The organism is Ferrimonas balearica DSM 9799, from assembly GCF_000148645.1.
Lineage (GTDB): Bacteria > Pseudomonadota > Gammaproteobacteria > Enterobacterales > Shewanellaceae > Ferrimonas > Ferrimonas balearica.
In genome coordinates this window covers 2473426-2491437 of record NC_014541.1, presented here as the reverse complement: position 1 = coordinate 2491437, position 18012 = coordinate 2473426, and the positions used below count along the sequence as shown (strand labels likewise).

Annotated in this window: 14 protein-coding genes and 5 tRNA genes; 10 read left to right on the top strand and 9 right to left on the bottom strand. The window is 59.4% G+C overall.

The genetic code is table 11. The features are described 5' to 3' along the window. Positions 1-33 precede the first annotated feature (33 nt). Complete coding sequence (locus FBAL_RS11325) at positions 34-249, top strand: DUF3820 family protein (RefSeq protein WP_013345736.1); 216 nt, start codon at positions 34-36, stop codon at positions 247-249. Between the two features lie 119 nt (positions 250-368). On the opposite strand, the gene FBAL_RS11320 is transcribed toward FBAL_RS11325, so the two are convergent. The 5 genes from FBAL_RS11320 to FBAL_RS11300 form a co-directional block, all read right to left on the bottom strand. Next, a tRNA-Tyr gene (locus FBAL_RS11320) sits at positions 369-453 on the bottom strand. A gap of 24 nt (positions 454-477) precedes the next feature. Beyond that, positions 478-562, bottom strand: a tRNA-Tyr gene (locus FBAL_RS11315). Between the two features lie 62 nt (positions 563-624). Beyond that, positions 625-709, bottom strand: a tRNA-Tyr gene (locus FBAL_RS11310). Positions 710-771: 62 nt separating this feature from the next. Beyond that, positions 772-856, bottom strand: a tRNA-Tyr gene (locus FBAL_RS11305). Between the two features lie 61 nt (positions 857-917). After that, positions 918-1002: transfer RNA gene (locus FBAL_RS11300), tRNA-Tyr, on the bottom strand. A gap of 124 nt (positions 1003-1126) precedes the next feature. Between FBAL_RS11300 and FBAL_RS19620 the strand changes: the two genes are divergently transcribed. From FBAL_RS19620 to FBAL_RS11285, 3 genes are all read left to right on the top strand, one after another. Next, on the top strand, positions 1127-1624 hold the full coding sequence (locus tag FBAL_RS19620) for a VC2046/SO_2500 family protein (RefSeq protein WP_013345735.1): 498 nt from the start codon (positions 1127-1129) through the stop codon (positions 1622-1624). A 124-nt stretch (positions 1625-1748) separates the two neighbouring features. Then, positions 1749-2030, top strand: a complete 282-nt coding sequence (locus FBAL_RS11290) for a YfcZ/YiiS family protein (protein WP_013345734.1) — start codon at positions 1749-1751, stop codon at positions 2028-2030. 95 nt (positions 2031-2125) lie between these two features. Beyond that, complete coding sequence (locus FBAL_RS11285; protein WP_013345733.1) at positions 2126-4282, top strand: putative bifunctional diguanylate cyclase/phosphodiesterase; 2157 nt, start codon at positions 2126-2128, stop codon at positions 4280-4282. Here FBAL_RS11285 and FBAL_RS11280 read toward each other — a convergent pair. Next, positions 4279-4740, bottom strand: a complete 462-nt coding sequence (locus tag FBAL_RS11280) for a YchJ family protein (protein WP_013345732.1) — start codon at positions 4738-4740, stop codon at positions 4279-4281. The genes FBAL_RS11285 and FBAL_RS11280 overlap by 4 nt on opposite strands. A gap of 9 nt (positions 4741-4749) precedes the next feature. After that, positions 4750-5319, bottom strand: coding sequence for a YybH family protein (locus tag FBAL_RS11275; protein ID WP_049779455.1), 570 nt, complete (start codon positions 5317-5319; stop codon positions 4750-4752). 154 nt (positions 5320-5473) lie between these two features. Between FBAL_RS11275 and smrA the strand changes: the two genes are divergently transcribed. Then, complete coding sequence (gene smrA, locus FBAL_RS11270; RefSeq protein ID WP_013345730.1) at positions 5474-6055, top strand: DNA endonuclease SmrA; 582 nt, start codon at positions 5474-5476, stop codon at positions 6053-6055. A gap of 53 nt (positions 6056-6108) precedes the next feature. On the opposite strand, the gene FBAL_RS11265 is transcribed toward smrA, so the two are convergent. Both FBAL_RS11265 and rimO read right to left on the bottom strand, forming a co-directional pair. Further along, the gene (locus FBAL_RS11265; RefSeq protein ID WP_013345729.1) at positions 6109-7710 is read right to left on the bottom strand and encodes an AbgT family transporter; all 1602 of its coding nucleotides are present in this window, start codon (positions 7708-7710) and stop codon (positions 6109-6111) included. A 266-nt stretch (positions 7711-7976) separates the two neighbouring features. Continuing rightward, complete coding sequence (gene rimO / locus FBAL_RS11260; protein ID WP_013345728.1) at positions 7977-9410, bottom strand: 30S ribosomal protein S12 methylthiotransferase RimO; 1434 nt, start codon at positions 9408-9410, stop codon at positions 7977-7979. 291 nt (positions 9411-9701) lie between these two features. Between rimO and FBAL_RS11255 the strand changes: the two genes are divergently transcribed. From FBAL_RS11255 to uvrC, 5 genes are all read left to right on the top strand, one after another. After that, complete coding sequence (locus FBAL_RS11255; RefSeq protein WP_041251277.1) at positions 9702-11726, top strand: S9 family peptidase; 2025 nt, start codon at positions 9702-9704, stop codon at positions 11724-11726. 427 nt (positions 11727-12153) lie between these two features. Continuing rightward, entirely contained in the window at positions 12154-12819 is a 666-nt protein-coding gene (psrA, locus tag FBAL_RS11250) for a TetR family transcriptional repressor PsrA (RefSeq protein WP_013345726.1), read from the top strand. Beyond that, positions 12816-15092, top strand: coding sequence for an acyl-CoA dehydrogenase (locus FBAL_RS11245; protein WP_013345725.1), 2277 nt, complete (start codon positions 12816-12818; stop codon positions 15090-15092). Before psrA ends, FBAL_RS11245 begins: the two co-directional genes overlap by 4 nt. Positions 15093-15497: 405 nt before the next feature. After that, on the top strand, positions 15498-16139 hold the full coding sequence (gene uvrY / locus FBAL_RS11240; protein ID WP_013345724.1) for a UvrY/SirA/GacA family response regulator transcription factor: 642 nt from the start codon (positions 15498-15500) through the stop codon (positions 16137-16139). 11 nt (positions 16140-16150) lie between these two features. Then, a complete protein-coding gene (gene uvrC, locus FBAL_RS11235; RefSeq protein ID WP_013345723.1) occupies positions 16151-17989 on the top strand; it encodes an excinuclease ABC subunit UvrC in 1839 nt (612 codons plus the stop codon). The last annotated feature ends 23 nt before the right edge of the window (positions 17990-18012 follow it).

Genomic DNA, 18012 nt, shown 5'->3' with positions numbered 1-18012 from the left:
AATGCTCGTTTACGTTCGCCGCATGGTATCGCAATGGACCCACAGCTGTTAAGCCAGCTTGCTAATGACACAATGCCCTACGGCAAATATGCCGGGCGCCGCCTGATGGATCTGCCCATCGCCTATCTGGTGTGGATGCAGGGAAAAGGGTGGCCGGCACCGCCACTGGGGCCAAAGCTGGCGCTGGCGCTGGAGATCAAGCACAACGGTTTGAGCTACCTGTTGAAGCCGCTGCGTCGGGAGCCGTAACAGGTTTGAGGCGTCGGTTCGGCAGGATCGGCGCTACCTGTCGTGTTGAGAGATGGCGGTAACCGATTGTTCAGCGCAGGAAAACAAAAACGCCGCCCAGAGGGCGGCGTTTTCGGTGTTGGTGGAGGGGGTAGGATTCGAACCTACGAAGGCGGAGCCGTCAGATTTACAGTCTGATCCCTTTGGCCACTCGGGAACCCCTCCGGGGGTAACGCAAATTGTAGAAGATGGTGGAGGGGGTAGGATTCGAACCTACGAAGGCGGAGCCGTCAGATTTACAGTCTGATCCCTTTGGCCACTCGGGAACCCCTCCACGGGGTAACACGTTTTGTCTCGCTTGCGTTCATCAAGGGCTGATGCCACAGGCGTTGAATATGGTGGAGGGGGTAGGATTCGAACCTACGAAGGCGGAGCCGTCAGATTTACAGTCTGATCCCTTTGGCCACTCGGGAACCCCTCCACGGGGTAACACAAATTGTCTTGCCTGCGTGCTTCAAGGGCTGAAGCCACAAGCGGAATAGATGGTGGAGGGGGTAGGATTCGAACCTACGAAGGCGGAGCCGTCAGATTTACAGTCTGATCCCTTTGGCCACTCGGGAACCCCTCCACGGGGTAACACGTTTTGTTTTGCTTGCGTTTTTCAAGGGCTGAAACCGCAAGCGGCAAGATGGTGGAGGGGGTAGGATTCGAACCTACGAAGGCGGAGCCGTCAGATTTACAGTCTGATCCCTTTGGCCACTCGGGAACCCCTCCACAAGTGCGGGGCGTATAGTAACAGCAGGATTTTGCCTGTAAAGCCCTAAACGCAAATCTTCCCTAAAGTTTTGAACTGTTGGGGCGATAAACAATCTGTAGCGATGATTTTTGGATGTTTTGTATGCGGCCTGAAGGCATTTTAATCAACGAGTGGCAACTTGGCAGTGCGCTCAACCAGGCGGTCCATCAGGGCCACCGGGGTGAGTTCGGCCTGTTGCTGTCGATGATGGTGCAGGACGTCCGTTATCACGGCAGCTTTCAGCTGGAGAAAACCGAGCAGGGCGAACCGCTGCCATTGCGTCAGCGCTTTGAGCTGCCCGAGCCTCAGCCGACCATCAGCCGGTTTCCCGACATCCACCGCAGCGAAGCGTGCGCTCAGGCGTTCCACCAGGGCGGCCTGGTTCAGTCACGACTGCAGCAATGCATCACCCCGGAGCCACTCGACATCCGCGGTGAACACTGCCACGGTATGAGCGAAGCGCTGGCCAATGCTGAACCCGTCTCCCGCCAGCCCGACTCTCTGGCGCAAAAGCTGCGGGTGTTCCCGGCGCAGATGGCGTTGGCCGACCTGATCGCTGAACAGCGTCTTCAAAGCGCGGCACTGCGTGCCGTGGCCTGATCTTTTTCTCACCGCTTTCGCCGCCCTGCCTCAATAAAATCCCCGAGACTGTGATCGGTTCGACAGGCTGAACCCGCCTCACTGCCTATACTTGGGCGGTTCTCCCATTAATGTAGAGGTTTCCATGGAGTCCAAGACTCAAGATCTCATCACCGAATGTTGTGGTGCCTATATGGATGTTGGCGCAGTGATCTCCGAAGAGGATACCGTACTGAGCCTGCCGATCACCGCAGCCAGCGAAGCGGATGCCCGGGCCGAGTTTGAGAAACTGGAAGCGGCCGCCAAAGCCCGCTTCGCCGATGTGCAGACCGATGCTCAATGGCAACAGGAAACCGGCACCCTGCAAGCGCGCCTGGTGTTCTCCTGCGCCGCTGAACGCCTGATTTTTGAGATGCAGTTGAACTGATCTGCGTCATCGCGGAATTAGGTTGAACTGATAAGGGACGCAGGATACTGTGTCCCTTACTTATTTCTTACAAGACAACAACATCCAGTATTGCGATGAAGCAGGGACGCGCGGACGCAATTGAACGACTGATTCAGTTGCCCGAAAAGCAGGCGGGGGATTTTGAGCAGACCGCCCAGGTCGCGGCTCGGATCGCCTGTCAACAACTGGGGGTGGAGACCGCCTCCATCTGGCTCTTTAACCGAGAGCAAACCCACCTGATGCCGATATGCCGGCACCAGCTCTCCGGCCGCACTGTGGTGGACGCCGCCCTGGCCACCTGCGCTTTCCCCGAGTATTTCGACCACCTTTACCAGCATCGCTTTTTGAAAGCGGATGTGGCGCGGCTGCACCCGGCGACCAAGGCCTTTGGCCCGGATTACCTGGTGCCTAATGGTATTCACGCCATGCTGGATGCCGGTATCCGCATCAATGGCCACCTCGAGGGGGTGATCTGCGTTGAGTCGTTGCGCCCACGGCACTGGGGCGAGGAGGACGCACACTGGGTTGGCCAGCTGGCAGACCAGTTGGCGCTGGCGCTCGCCACTCAACGGCAAAGCCGGCAGGCGGGTCAGCTTGACCTGTTTCGCCATGCGATGGAGCAATCCAGCCAGCGGCTGGCGATCATGAACGCCGATACCCTGGAGATCTGCTACGTCAATCAGGCTTACCTGCGCGTGGCCGGCGGCGTGGCTGAGGACTATGTGGGCAAACCGATTCAGCAGCTGATGATGTTTCAGCAAAACCCGGAGTCCGCCAAACTGGCCCTGCAGACGGTGCTGGAGACCGGCTATTGCCGGGGCGAGGGGCAGGTGGTGGACCCGCAGGGGCGGGTCCGCTGGATCGATTTTCGCGCGAACCGCTTTGTGACCGAAAATGGTCAGGCTTACCTGGTGTTGCATTCCAATGACGCCACCGCCGAGAAAGCCCATAAGGCGGAACTGGAACGGATGGCGTGGCACTGTGCCCTGACCGGGCTCTATAACCGCGCCTACTTCCTGCAACGGCTGAATGAATCCGCCCCGGTGGCGCTGCTGCTGTTTGATCTCGATGGCTTCAAGGCGTTGAACGACCTCCATGGCCATGAAGTGGGGGACCGCCTGCTGAAGGAGGTGGCGCGTCGACTGCGTCACTGCGGTGAGCGCATGGGCGCCAGCCTGGTGGCTCGCATCGGTGCCGATGAATTTGTGGTGCGGTTTGATCAGGTCCCCGCTCAGTCCCTGCACGACATTGCCCACAGTTTCCGGGAGCGGTTGATCCTGCCGGTGCCGGTGGGAGGCCGCTCCTATTCCGTGCAACTGAGTGTGGCCGGAGTGTGTCGTGATCTGCTGGATGAGCAGGTGGATGCGATGGCGGCGCTGGACCTGACCATGGCCCGGGCCAAGCAGCTGGGACGCCTGCAACTGTTTGATCAGGCGTTAAAGGAGAGCTTTTGTGAGCAGGTGCAGATCCAGCAGGACCTGCGCCAGGCGTTGGCCCGCAAAGAGTTTGAGCTGCACTACCAGCCCTTGGTCGCGATGGAAACGGGGGAGGTGCGGGGGGCTGAAGCGCTGTTGCGTTGGCGTCATCCGCGCCGGGGCCGGCTGGGGCCGGCACGCTTTATTGAGGTTGCCGAAGATACCGGGGCGATTGAGCCGATAGGGCGCTGGGTTCTCGAAACCGCGTTGTACCAGTTACACCTGTGGCAGCGCCGCTGGCCCGGTCTGGAGATGCACGTCAATGTCTCCGCCAAGCAACTGCTGGGCGGTGACCTCTATGAGATCTGCTGGCACCAGCTGAATCGTTATCGCCTGACGCCGGGCACCCTGGTACTGGAGATCACGGAAACCAGCCTGCTGGAGGAGATCCAGGTGGTGTCGCGGCTGTGTAACCAGTTGGGTGAACTGGGCATTGTGCTGGCGATCGATGATTTCGGCACCGGTTACAGTTCGATGCGCTATCTGCAGCGGTTGCCGGTTCAGAAACTGAAGATCGACCGCTCCTTTGTGATGGACCTGGAAACCTCCAGAGAGAACCGGGAGATCGTGCCCGCCATTATTGCCATGGGGCAGGCGCTGGATCTGGTGGTGACGGCGGAGGGGGTGGAAACTGAGTCTCAGCGTCGGCTGCTCAAGCAGTGGGGTTGCGATATGGTGCAGGGCTTCCTGTATGGCCGTCCGGTCGACCCGCACCTGTTTGAACAGCGCTACCTACGCATCAACGAAACCGCTTAAGCGCCGCAGCAGCGCTTAAACTTCTTACCGCTGCCACAGGGGCAGGCGGCATTGCGTCCGGCACTGGGGACGGGGTTAAAGTCCCCGTCGCAGTAAAGCCAATGGCCCTGCTGGCAAACAAAACGGGAGCGCTCATGGAGTGCCCGCAGCGCCGTTCCGTCGCGAAACCACGCCTTGAACTCCACTTCGCCTTTGTCGCCCTGATGGGGCGGCGCGTTGACGATCTCCAGCCGTTGCCACTGGGTCTGCTGGCAGGATTCCGCCAGGTCATCGGCGCTGAGGTCGCCCCGAAAATCCGGGTGGTGGGTGGCGATCAGGTAATCGGTTACCGCCAGAACATAGGCACTGTAGCGGGAGCGCATTAACTGTTCCGGGGTGGCAGCCAGGGCATCGCCCTGGTGCAGGGGTTGGCAGCATTCAGCGTAGAGGCGCTGGCTGCCACAGGGGCAGGCGGTCATTACAGACAGTTACTCTTTGGATACGTCGTCGGCTGCCATTATCTCTGTGGGACTGGAAAAGTACAGTCCAGGCTCGGCCGTGGCGGCGTAGAACAGCTCCGGTTTGGACCGGTTGGCGGAATCCATAAAGATGTACCAGTTGCCGTCTTCTGCCTGCTTGAAGCTCATCACGAACTTACCGGCAAACTCGCTGCGGGGCTGTTCGCTGGCCTGGTTCGGGGTGTAGCGGATCAGGTAATAACCGGCATCGGTCACCACCGGGCCCTGCTGCTGGCGCGAGATCACCCGGAAATCGATCTTGATGGTGGCATCGCGCTTACGCACTTTGTCGAACCACTTGTTGATGGCTTTGGTGATCGCTTCCCGGCCGCGGATAAACTCGCTCTCAGCGGACACCCCCATCAGGCAGGCATCGGTGGTGTAGAGCGACTCCAACGGCTTTGGGTCGAGTGCATAGTAGGACTCGACAAAGGTGTCGTACAGCTGGTTAATCTCCCGGTTCAGCGCGTCGTTGCTGGCTTGAGCCGGCATCAGGACCAGGCTGCTGAACAGGGCCAAAAAAGGGATCAGTGACTTCAATTTGCGCTCAGTACTTAACAAACACGACACAATTGTGCGTTCTCAGCCCGATTTGTAAAGGGTGAAAGGATTACAAAGTGTGAGGAACGTGGTGGCTTAGCGTGGGGCCGCGATATAATGACGAGCATGTGTGATTGTAATGCGCGAGAGCCCGATGGAACGTGACGACACCGACCTCTTTGCCCAAGCCATGTCCGACGTGGTACCGCTGAAAAGTGATGATGCCCGGGTCCAGGGCAGTGGCCCGGCCAACCCCACCGAAGCCCAATTGGCACGCCGTGCGGCTGCTGAAGCCGAAGTGGTCAATCAGAAAGATGGGCTGACTCTGGAAGCCGTCGAACCGGTGGACCCCGATGACATCATCGGCTGGACCCGCGGTGGCATGCAGCATGGCGTCTACAAAAATCTGCGACTGGGCAAGTATTCGCTGGATGCCCGCCTTGATCTGCATGGCCATACGGTTGCCGAGGCGCGTCAGGCGCTGCTGCAGTTTATCCGAGACTGTCTGGAGAACGACATCCGCAGTGCGCTGGTGCTGCATGGTAAGGGGCTCAATTCCAAGCCCTTTCGTGGGGTGCTGAAAAGCTACGTCGCGGCTTGGCTGCCCAACTGCCCGGAAGTGCTGGCTTACCACTCGGCACTAAAGCAGCATGGCGGCACCGGTGCGGTTTACGTGCTGTTGCGCAAAAGCCCCCGGGAGAAAGCGGAAAACCGGGAGCGTCACCAGAAACGGTGACCTCGCCCCATAAAAAAACGCGCTCATCTGAGCGCGTTTTTTGTGTCTGGCCGTTACGGCGTGTAATAGGTCGGCGAGCCCGGACCCACCGGCAAGCCAAGCACAAACACGTAGACGACGAAGGTGATGCTCCAGCCGATAAACAGCACGATGGAGTAGGGCAGCATGGTGGCCACCAGGGTACCAATGCCTAGGTCCTTCTTGTATCGGGACGCTACCGCCAGGATCAGGCCGAAGTAGCTCATCATCGGAGTGATGATGTTGGTGACGGAATCACCGATACGGTAAGCGGCCTGGATGGTTTCCGGAGCGTAACCCACCAGCATCAGCATCGGCACGAAGATGGGCGCGGTGACCGCCCACTGGGCCGAGGCAGAGCCCACCATCAGGTTGATAAAGGCGCACACTGCGATAAAGCAGACAAACAGCAGCGGGCCGCTGAGGCCGATGCTGTTGAGCATGTCCGCACCGGCGACGGCGGTGATGGCGCCCAGGTTGGTCCACTTGAAGAACGCCACAAACTGGGAAGCGAAGAACACCAGCACGATGTACATGCCCATGGTGCTCATGGAGTGCGCCATGGCATCGATGGCATCGCGATCGCTCTTAATGGTGCCGACGATGCGACCATAAACCATGCCGGGGATGGCGAAGAACACAAAGATGAAGGCCACAATCCCTTTCAGGAACGGTGAGCCCGCTACCAGGCCGGTTTCCGGGTGACGCAGCGCGCCCCATTCCGGAACGATGGTCAAAGAGAGCAGGACGGAGAGCACCAGCAGGGTCACACCGGCCGCTTTCAGGCCCTTCTTCTCCTTGGCGCTCAGCCCTTCCATCTTGTCGTGAGTGACGTCTTCGGCGGCTTCACGAATGTCGTATTTGCCCAGCTTGGGTTCGACGATCTTCTCAGTCACAAACATCGCCAGACCGGCCACCACAAAGGTGGAGAGGATCATAAAGAACCAGTTGGCTTCCGGACCCACGGTGTAGTTGGGGTCGATGATCTGAGCGGCGGTTTCGGTGATGCCGGACAGCAGCGGGTCAACGGTGCCGAGCAGCAGGTTAGCGCTGTAGCCACCGGACACACCGGCAAAGGCTGCGGCCAAACCGGCCAGCGGATGACGGCCCAGGGAGTGGAACATCATCGCTGCCAGCGGGATCAGAACCACATAACCCAGCTCGGAAGCGGTGTTGGAGATGATGCCGGCAAACACCACGATAAAGGTCACCAGGCGGGGCTTGGCGCCCATTACCAGGCCACGCAGTGCGGCGGAGATCAGTCCGGCACGCTCAGCGATGCCAACACCCAGCAAGGCCACCAGTACGGTGCCCAGCGGGGCAAAGCCGGTAAAGTTGGTCACCAGATTGGAAACGATGCGCTGCAGCCCCTCGGCACTCATCAGACTGACCACGGTGATCAGGCCATCGGCGGCACGGCCCGGCGCACCTTCCGGACGCGGGTCGGCAACGGAGAGGTCAAAGTAGCCTGCAATGCCACTGATGAGGATGATGCCAACGCAGAACAGCGCAAACAGGGTGATGGGGTGGGGGAGCAGGTTACCCAGACGCTCTACGACGTCGAGGAAACGCCGAAAGGCACCGGACTGTTCCACGCTGGGTGCTGAGCCTGGGCGCTCAACCGAGTTCGAACTCATAGTTTCCTTCCTGTTCTTATAATTGTCTTGTTGGGCTGTGCCCTTGTTGTTGTGGCTTGGGATAATAGAGAACCCTTTGCATAAGAAACAACCCCAATTCGGGGTTTGTAACCGTCAAATGCCGCAAATGCAAACAAAAAGGCCACAAAGGCGGCGTTTTTCGCTGACATTGGAGCCTCAAAGTGTGATCACATCGAACACTCTTCGGCGCAGGAATAAAAAAAAGGACCGTAAAAACGGTCCTTTTTTCAGCAGAAAACGACAAATTATTCGTCGTCGTCCTCAACCAGAGTGCCAAACAGGTCGTGGTCGTCAGCAAACTCGATGCTGACCCAAACCATGTCGCCGGGGTTGAGGTCATATTCACCGCCGATGATCACGCGGCCATCGATCTCCGGCGCGTCGGCGTAGCTGCGGCCAATGGCGCCGTCTTCACCAATCTCGTCCACGATCACCAGCATCTCCTGACCCACCCGGTCAGCCAGCTTTTCGCGGCTGATGCGGGCCTGTACGGCCATAAAGCGCTGGTAACGCTCCTCTTTCACCGCTTCGTCTACCGCATCGGGCAGTTCGTTGGCGGTAGCGCCTTCCACCGGGCTGTACTTAAAGCAGCCAACGCGGTCCAGACGGGCCTCTTCCAGCCAGTCCAGCAGCAGCTGGAAGTCGGCTTCGGTTTCACCGGGGAAACCGACAATAAAGGTAGAGCGGATCACCAGGTCGGGACACACTTCGCGCCACGCTTTGATCTGCTCCAGGGTGCGCTCAGCATTACCGGGGCGCTTCATCAGCTTGAGGATGCGCGGGCTGGCGTGCTGGAACGGGATGTCCAGGTAGGGCAGCACTTTGCCTTCGGCCATCAGCGGCAGCACGTCGGCAATGTTGGGGTAGGGATAGACGTAATGCAGTCGCACCCAGATGCCAAACTCGGCCAGCTTCTCGCACAGGGCCAGCATGGAGGTTTTCACCGGCATGCCGTTCCAGAACGCGGTTTTGTGCTTAACGTCCACGCCGTAAGCGCCAGTGTCCTGACTGATCACCAGCAGCTCTTTCACCCCGGCGGCCTGCAGACGCTTGGCTTCATCCAGGATCTCGCCCATCGGACGGCTGTCCAGGGTTCCGCGCATGGACGGGATGATGCAGAAGGTGCACTTGTGGTTACAGCCTTCGGAGATCTTCAGATAAGCGTAGTGACGCGGGGTCAGCTTGACGCCGTGGTCCGGGATCAGGCTGGTCATCGGATCGTGCTCCGGCTTGGGCAGGTGCGCGTGGACCTGTTCCAGCACCATCTCGTAAGCGTGCGGACCGGTGATGCCCAGCACCTTCGGGTGGATCTGCTTGATCTCATCCTCTTTGGCACCCAGGCAGCCGGTGACCAGAACCTTGCCATTCTCTTTCAGCGCCTCACCGATGGTGTCCAGCGATTCCTGCACAGCGGAATCGATAAAACCACAGGTGTTTACGATCACCAGGTCAGCCCCCTCGTAGGTGTTGACGATGTCGTAACCTTCGATGCGCAGCTGGGTCAGGATGCGCTCAGAATCCACCAGGTTCTTGGGACAGCCGAGACTGATGAAACCGATGCGGGTGCCGCTGCCCTTGGCGCCATTGCCCATCTCCGGCGCCACCTTAGTGGCGTGAGTGGTGCTGGGCTGCTCGGCCACGGGGCTTTGGGCATTGGGATCGAAAGTGTTGACGGTCATAGGCGTCCGAAGATCTCCGAAGAAAAGGGGTAGCGGATAAAAATAGGGCGCGATTATACCCGACTGTGTGGCCAGATACAGTGTCAGGTGGACAAAAAACCATCAGCCGGGGCCAGGTGTCTGAGCTGTGGGAAATTTGCGGACTTACGCTCAGGCAGAGTTCGGCCGTAAATTGTTAACTGTATGATTTTTCATCTGCTATGTTGAGTTGGCACCCCAGTCAGGTGGTCGATGGCGGGGTTCGATTCCCGGGCTGCAGGCAATGCCCATCACCGGACTATGGAACTGAACATGCTGAAACGCGCCCTTTTTGCTCTTGGGCTGGCCACTGCGCTGGCCGCCTGCAGTGGCAGCTCGCCGTCAGAGGCCACCGCCGAAGTCACCCCGCAGCAACCGCCTTTGATAGAACGGTCCGTGCTGTTTGGGAATCCGGACCGCTTCCAGGGCCGCATCAGCCCGGATGGCCAATGGATGAGTTTCCGAGCCCCGGATGAGGGGGTGATGAATCTGTGGCTGGCCCCGAAAGGGGACATCAATCGCGCCAATGTCATCACCAATGATCGGGGGCGCGGCATTCCCGCCCACTTCTGGTCGTTGGACAGTCAGCACATCCTCTATATCCAGGATCGTGATGGCGATGAAAACTGGCACCTCTATGGGGTTGAACTGGCAACCGGCGATGTCACCAACCTGACCCCCTATCCTGGCATTCAGGCCCAGATGGTGGCGCAGAGTCAAAGCCAGCCCGGTGTCGTGGTGGTAGGCATGAACGACCGCGACCCCAGCTGGCACGATCTCTATCGGGTGGACCTGGCAACCGGTGAGCGCACCCTGCTGGCGCAAAACCCTGGTATGGCCAGCATCCTGGTGGACAATGATCTGGCGGTGCGGTTAGCACTGGGGCCGGCAGAGGCCGATGGCCAGACGGTGTTTGCGTGGCAGAACGGCCAGTGGCAGCCGCGCTTTACCATCCCCGCAGAGGATATGCTGACCACCGCCATACTGGGCTTCGACCAGGCCAACACCGGCATCTATATGCTGGACAGTCGCAATCGTGATACCGCCGCGTTGGTGCACTATCAGCTGGATGGCGGCCGAACCCAGATACTGGCCAGCGCCACCGGTGTGGATGTGTCCGGTGTGCTGTTTGACCCCCGCACCCACAAGCCGTTTGCCTATGCGGAAGAGCGCCATCACCCTGTCTGGTTTGCCATCGACCCGGACTACCAGAAGGACATTACCCAACTGAACCGGCAACTGGCCGGAGGCGCGTCGGTGCTGGCCATCTCTGAGGATGGCAATTACTGGACGGTGTACACCGACCAGAGCGACCGCTCCCCCATCTATAAGGTGTATGACCGCAACACCGGAGTGCTGTCCGAACTGTTTGTCACCAACCCGGCGCTGGAGGGGCTGCCACTGGTTAAGATGCACGGCGTTACCATCCCCAGCCGGGACGGGCTGGAGCTGGTGTCCTACCTGACCCTGCCGCAAAGCGCGGACCCGAATGGTGACGGTGTGGCCGACAGCCCTTCGCCGATGGTCCTGCTGGTGCACGGTGGCCCCTGGGCGCGTGATGGCTTTGGCTACTCATCGCTGGTGCAGTGGCTGGCCAACCGGGGGTATTCGGTATTGCAGGTGAACTTCCGTTCCTCCACCGGGTTTGGCAAAGCCTTTGTCAACGCGGGCAATAAACAGTGGGGCAGGGCGATGCAGGATGACCTGCTCGACGCCAAAGCCTGGGCGGTGGCACAGGGCATCACCAACGAGGACACCGTGGCCATTATGGGCGGCAGTTACGGGGGGTACGCCACGCTGGCGGGCCTGACCATGACGCCGGACGCCTTTACCTGTGGTGTTGATATTGTCGGCCCCTCCAACCTGCAAACCCTGCTCGATTCCATTCCGCCTTATTGGGCCAGCTTCCGGCAGGTGTTTGCCCGTGCCATTGGCGACCCGGATACCGAGGCGGGACGGGCCCTGCTCAAGGAGCGCTCGCCGCTGACCTATGTGGATGATATCCAGCGGCCTTTGTTGATCGCTCAGGGGGCCAATGACCCAAGGGTAAAGCAGGCGGAATCGGACCAGATTGTGCAGGCGATGAAGCGCAAAGGCATTCCGGTCAGCTACGTGCTGTTCCCGGATGAGGGCCACGGTTTTGCCCGACCGGAGAACAACATCGCGTTCTATGCCGTGGCGGAGGCGTTTCTTGCACAGTGCCATGGTGGCCGGGCAGAACCGGTGGGTGAGGCGTTTGTGGGGTCCAGCATTGAGATCCCCCATGGCCGTGAATTTATCCCCGGCCTGCCGAAATAATCGGTAACGCGAATGTCATTATGGGGGGCGTATCGCCCCCCTTTGTTTTGCCGCAGATAAACGGTAAGGCAAGATGGCAATGCCCGGCTTCTGAGATTGCGTTTGTTATCAGGCTGTTGTGACCGATGAGGCGCACCTGACTCAGCGCATGGTTGTCGTGCGGGTAGGAAAAAAAGGCAAAAAAAGACCCGGCGGGCAGTGACAGATTGGGCTCGCCAGGTCCAGGGAGTGAAAGTGGGCGGCGTTTTCTGGCCGCACTATGGGTATAGCTCATAAGTGGATGGTTGGTAGGGCGACTTTGGTCTGAATGTCATTTTGGTGTCGTCTATCTCCTTGAAAAACTGCCTAATCGTCATGTGATAAGAATTTTGACAAACGGTTGTGTCCTGTTTACTTTAAACGGGTGTTTGAAACCTTGGGTGGGGCTATGGCGAATCGACAAACAACCAAGCATCGCATTCTCGATGCGGCTGAACGCCTGTTCGCTGAACGCGGATTTTCGGAAACTTCGCTGCGCCTGATTACCGGCAAGGCAGAGGTGAACCTGGCTTCGGTCAACTACCACTTCGGCTCCAAGAAGGAGCTGATCCAAGCGGTGCTGGCCCGTTACCTTGACCGGTTTATGCCGGCGGTGGATGCGGCCTTTATTGAACTGGACAAAAAACCGGACCTGACCCTGCAGGACGTGTTTGAGGCGATGGTTCAGCCGATGCTGGACCTGGATGACCTGCGCAGCCACGGCACCGCCATCTTTTTGCAGCTGCTGGGCCGGGGCTATATCGAAAGCCAGGGCCACCTGCGTTGGTTTGTCACTACCCACTATGGCGATGTGCTGAACCGGGTGACGGCACTGGTGCACAAAGCCGCGCCGCACCTGCCCCAGGTGGAGGTGTTCTGGCGACTGCACTTCACCCTGGGCACCGTGGTGTTCACCATGAGCTCCTTCGATGCGCTGTCGGACATTGCCCGCGCCGATTTCCAACAAGAAAACGACATTGAATCGGTGATTCGTCGAATCATTCCCTACATGGCTGCGGGTGTAGCTGCACCGGCGCCGAATCTCCAACACAGTCTGATAGAGGAAGTATCATGACGTTGCTGTTCTTAATCCTGATTGCCATTTTGGTGGTCTTTGGCGTCACCGATATCCGACGTCAATTGATCTCCCGTCCGGCCTTCGCTTTCTTTAAACGGGTACTGCCGCCCCTGTCCCAAACCGAGCGTGAAGCGATGGAAGCGGGCAACGTCTGGTGGGATGGCGAGCTGTTTCGCGGTGCCCCGGACTGGAACCAGCTGCACAGCTACCCGGCCAACACCCTGACCGAAGAGGAACAGGCGTTCCTTGATAACCAGGTGGCCACGCTGCTGACCATGCTGGATGACTACCAGATTGTGCAGGGTGACCAGGATCTGCCCGAAGCGGTCTGGGAGTACATCAAGACGGAGAAGTTCTTCTCCTTTATTATCCCGAAAGAGTACGGCGGTCTGGCGTTCTCTGCCCACGCCGCATCCACCATTGTGTCCCGCGTGGCGTCCCGCTCCATGAGCGCGGCCGTGACCATTATGGTGCCCAACTCCCTGGGGCCGGGTGAGCTGCTGGCCCACTACGGTACCGATGAACAGAAGCAGCAGTGGCTGCCCGGCCTGGCCAGCGGTGCCGAAGTGCCGTGTTTCGCTCTGACGGCCCCGACCGCGGGCTCTGACGCGGGCGCGATTCCGGACACCGGCACCGTTTGCAAAGGCGAGCACAATGGCGAAGAGGTACTGGGCATCCGCCTGACCTGGGACAAGCGCTACATTACCCTGGCCCCGGTGGCCACCGTGCTGGGCCTGGCCTTTAAGCTGCGTGACCCGGATGGCCTGCTGGGGGACAAAGAGGACATTGGCATCACCTGTGCCCTGATCCCGGCTGATCACGAAGGGGTTCAACTGGGTAACCGCCACAACCCGCTGGGGATGGCGTTTATGAACGGCACCACCCGCGGCAACGATGTGTTTATCCCGATTGACTGGATCATCGGTGGCCCGGACTATGCTGGCCGTGGCTGGCGCATGCTGGTGGAGTGTCTGTCTGCGGGTCGGGGCATCTCCCTGCCGGCGCTGGCAACTGCCACCGCGCACCTGGCAACCCGAACCACCAGTGCTTACTGTGGTGTTCGCCAGCAGTTTGGTGTGCAGATTGGTGAGTTCGAAGGCATCCAGGAGGCGCTGGCCCGCATCGCGGCCAACACCTACACCCTCGAGTCTGCCCGCAAGCTGACCGTCACCGCGGTGGACACCAACCAGAAACCGTCGGTAATTACCGCGATTGCCAAATACCACATGACCGAACTGGGCCGCAGCGTCATCAACGACGCGATGGATGTGCATGCCGGTAAAGGCATCCAGTTGGGTCCGAACAACTACCTGGGCAACAACTACATTGCCTCGCCGGTATCCATCACCGTTGAGGGCGCCAACATCCTGACCCGTAACCTGATGATCTTCGGTCAGGGTGCGACCCGGTGCCATCCTTATGTGCTGGCCGAGATGGAAGCGGTGGCCAACCCGGATACCGATGCGGGCCTGAAGCGCTTTGACAGCCTGCTTATCTCCCACATCGTTTATGCCGTCCGTAATGCCGTGGTCTCCTTTGGCCACGCCATTACCGGCTCACGCTTTGCCGCCAAACCGGTTGCGGGCCCCACCGGCCGCCACTACCAGCATCTGAACCGTCTGAGCGCCAACCTGGCCATCATGACCGACATCAGCATGATGGTACTGGGTGGCAGCCTGAAGCGCCGTGAGATGATCTCCGCCCGCCTGGGTGATGTGCTGAGTCAGCTGTATCTGGCTTCTGCGGTACTGCGCAACTACGAGATGGATGGCCGTCAGCAGGCTGACCTGCCGTTTGTCCATTACGCTCTGGAGCAGGCCACTCAGGAAGCGGCCAAGGCACTGGATGGGGTGATCCGTAACTTCCCCAACCGTGCAGTGGGCTGGTTGTGCCGCGCGCTGCTGTTCCCGCTGGGTAACCATTTCAATGGCCCGGATGACCAGCGCAAGCGCGAAGTGGCCCAGGCCATCATGGAGCCGGGTTGCCTGCGTAACCGCCTGACTCACCTGTGCCCGGTGGACGAGCAACTGAGTGATGGCATCACTGAGCTGGAGCAGGCGTTCCTGGCCCAGCGTCAGGTGGCCCCGCTGCACAAAGCCCTGAAGAAGGCCCAGCGTTCTGGTTTGCTGAGCCGCGGCCCGGTCAGTGAGGCAATGTTGGCGGCCGCTGTCGAAGCCAAGGTGCTGACTGAGGAGCAGGCCGAACAAGTGCTGACCGCACACACCTTGTGCCGAAAGGCCATCGATGTGGACGAGTTTGAATCGCTCTGAGCCGGACACCTCACTAAAACACCGCCCCAGTGGCGGTGTTTTTTATCGTTGAGGTTGGAGTCAGTAGGGGAGTCGCTCACAAACAGGACAAAACACCGCAATGGGGAGTAGGGCACTAGCGCCCCAATTCGGTTAATATTGGCTGGGTGTGGCGCGGTCTCCAATGCCTGGAATCCGCAGACCCATCACAGTGGATTGAGTGAGTCGTTGTTGCTCACAACGGCAGGGATACGCGGCACCTGAGTGGCTGTAACAAAACTGACACCTTTGCTGCTAAGCTGATGCTAAGTGCATGACAAATAAGTATTCGCTGATACTGAAGACGCTATTGACCCATTACCAATTGCGAGTATCATCGAAGCTCCATCCGACACAGCCAACCGCAAGTGATAGAGAGGCTTCACTGTGATCAACGTGTTATTGGTCGACGACCATGCCCTGGTGCGAACCGGGATCAGCCGGATCCTGGAGGACGAGCGCGGGATCAAGGTGGTCGGCGAGGTTGAAGACGGCGAGCAAGCCGTCGCCTGGTGCCGGAAGCACGATTGCGATGTGATCCTCATGGACATGAGTATGCCGGGTATTGGTGGTCTCGAAGCCACCCGCAAAATCCTGCGTTACAACCCGGACGCCCGCATCATCATTTTGACCGTCTACACCGAAGAACCCATCCCCTCCAAGGTGATGGCCGCCGGTGCAGCCGGGTTCCTGACCAAAAACGCACCGCCCGCCGATATGGTGCAGGCGATTCGTGTGGTGGCCTCAGGTCAGCGCTATATCGCGCCGGAGATTGCCCAGCAGATGGCGCTCAAACCCTTTAACCCGGAGAAGAATCCGTTTGATGATCTGTCCGAGCGTGAGCTTCAGATCACCATGATGGTCACCTCCGGTCAGAAGGTGTCGGAGATCTCCGAGCAGCTGAACCTGAGCCCGAAAACCGTCAACAGCTACCGCTACCGACTGTTTGAAAAGCTGAAAATCAGTGGCGATGTGGAACTGACCCGACTGGCGATCCGTTATGGTATGGTGGACTCAGAGAAGATCTGAACCCCAATACCATGCCCACTGACTCCTTTGACGCCCGGGCGTTTCTGCGCTCGGTCACCAGTGAGCCCGGTGTGTACCGTATGTACGACACACCGGGCGGCACCGTGCTCTACGTAGGCAAAGCCAAAGACCTGAAAAAACGTCTGAGCTCCTACTTCCGCAGCAACCTGCCCAGCACCAAAACCCGCGCCCTGGTCGCCCAGATTGGCCACATTGAAGTGACGGTGACCCACACCGAAACCGAAGCGCTGATCCTGGAACATGACTACATCAAGCAGTACATGCCCCGGTACAACGTGCTGCTGCGGGACGACAAATCCTATCCCTACATTTTCCTGTCCGATCACCAACATCCACGGTTGGCGTTCCATCGTGGCGCCAAGCGGGCCAAAGGGCACTACTTTGGGCCTTACCCCAATGGCGGGGCGGTACGGGAAAGCCTGCATCTGATGCAGAAGCTGTTCCCCATTCGTCAGTGTGAGGACGGCTTCTACAAGAACCGAAGCCGCCCCTGCCTGCAGTACCAGCTTAAACGCTGCAGTGGCCCCTGTACCGGGATGATCAGCGATGAGGATTACGCCCAGCAGGTCAAACTGGCCCGGCTGTTCTTGCAGGGGCAGAGCCAAACTGTGATTGGCCAGCTGGCGGAGCAGATGGAGCAGGCCAGCATGGCCCTGGCGTTCGAGAAGGCCGCTCAGTACCGGGACCAGATCCAGGCTCTGCGTACCGTGCAGGAGCAACAGGGCGTACAGGGGCACCAGGCGGAGCTGGACATCATCGGCATCCATCTGGAAGGCGGCATGGCCTGCTGTCATCTGCTGTTTGTGCGCCAGGGCAAGATCCTGGGCAGTCGCAGTTACTTCCCCAAGGTGCCCCGCGACACCGACATGGATGAGCTGATCAGCAGCTTCCTGCTGCAGTTCTACCTTGGCGGTGGTGAAGAGCGTCATATCCCCAAAGAGATCGTCCTCAATGTGGCCTGCGATGAACTGCCGGCGCTGGAAGCGATGCTCAGCGAAAGAGGGCAGGGCAAAGTCAGCATCAAGACCCGGGTACGCGGCGAACGGGCCCAGTTTCAGCGACTGGCGGAAACCAACGCCCGCAGTGCGCTCAGCTCTCGCCTGGCCCATAAAAGCACGGTGGCGGAGCGGTTCCGGCAACTGGCGGAAGCGCTGGAGCTGGAGCAGCCTATCCGACGCATGGAGTGCTTCGACATCAGCCACACCATGGGTGAGAAAACCGTGGCTTCCTGCGTGGTGTTTAATGCCGAAGGCCCGGCCAAACCGGAGTACCGGCGCTACAACATCAGCGGCATCACCCCCGGCGATGATTATGCGGCCATGGGGCAGGCCCTGAAGCGTCGCTACGAGAAAGTGGCGGAGGCCGATAACCTGCCCGATATTCTGTTTATCGATGGCGGTAAGGGGCAACTGAGCATGGCAGAGGCCGTGATGGAAGCCGCGTTGGCGGAATCCGGACTGCCGCAGCCATTGATGGTGGGGGTGGCCAAGGGGGAGAGCCGCAAGCCGGGCCTGGAAACCCTGATCCTCGGTTTTACCCGGGAGGTGATTCACCTGCCGGCGGACGCCCCGGCGCTCCACCTTATCCAGCATATCCGCGACGAAGCCCACCGGTTTGCCATTAGCGGCCACCGGGCGGCGCGGGGCAAGGCCAGGGGCCAATCGGTGCTGGAATCGATCCCCGGAATTGGTGCCAAGCGACGTCAGCAATTGCTGAAATTTCTTGGTGGAATGCAAGAGCTTAAGCGGGCCAGTGTGGCGGAACTAGCAAAAGTGCCTGGTATCAGCCCGCAGCTGGCACAAAAGATCTATGACGCATTGCGAACGTAAGCCCAAATACGGCATGATTGCCC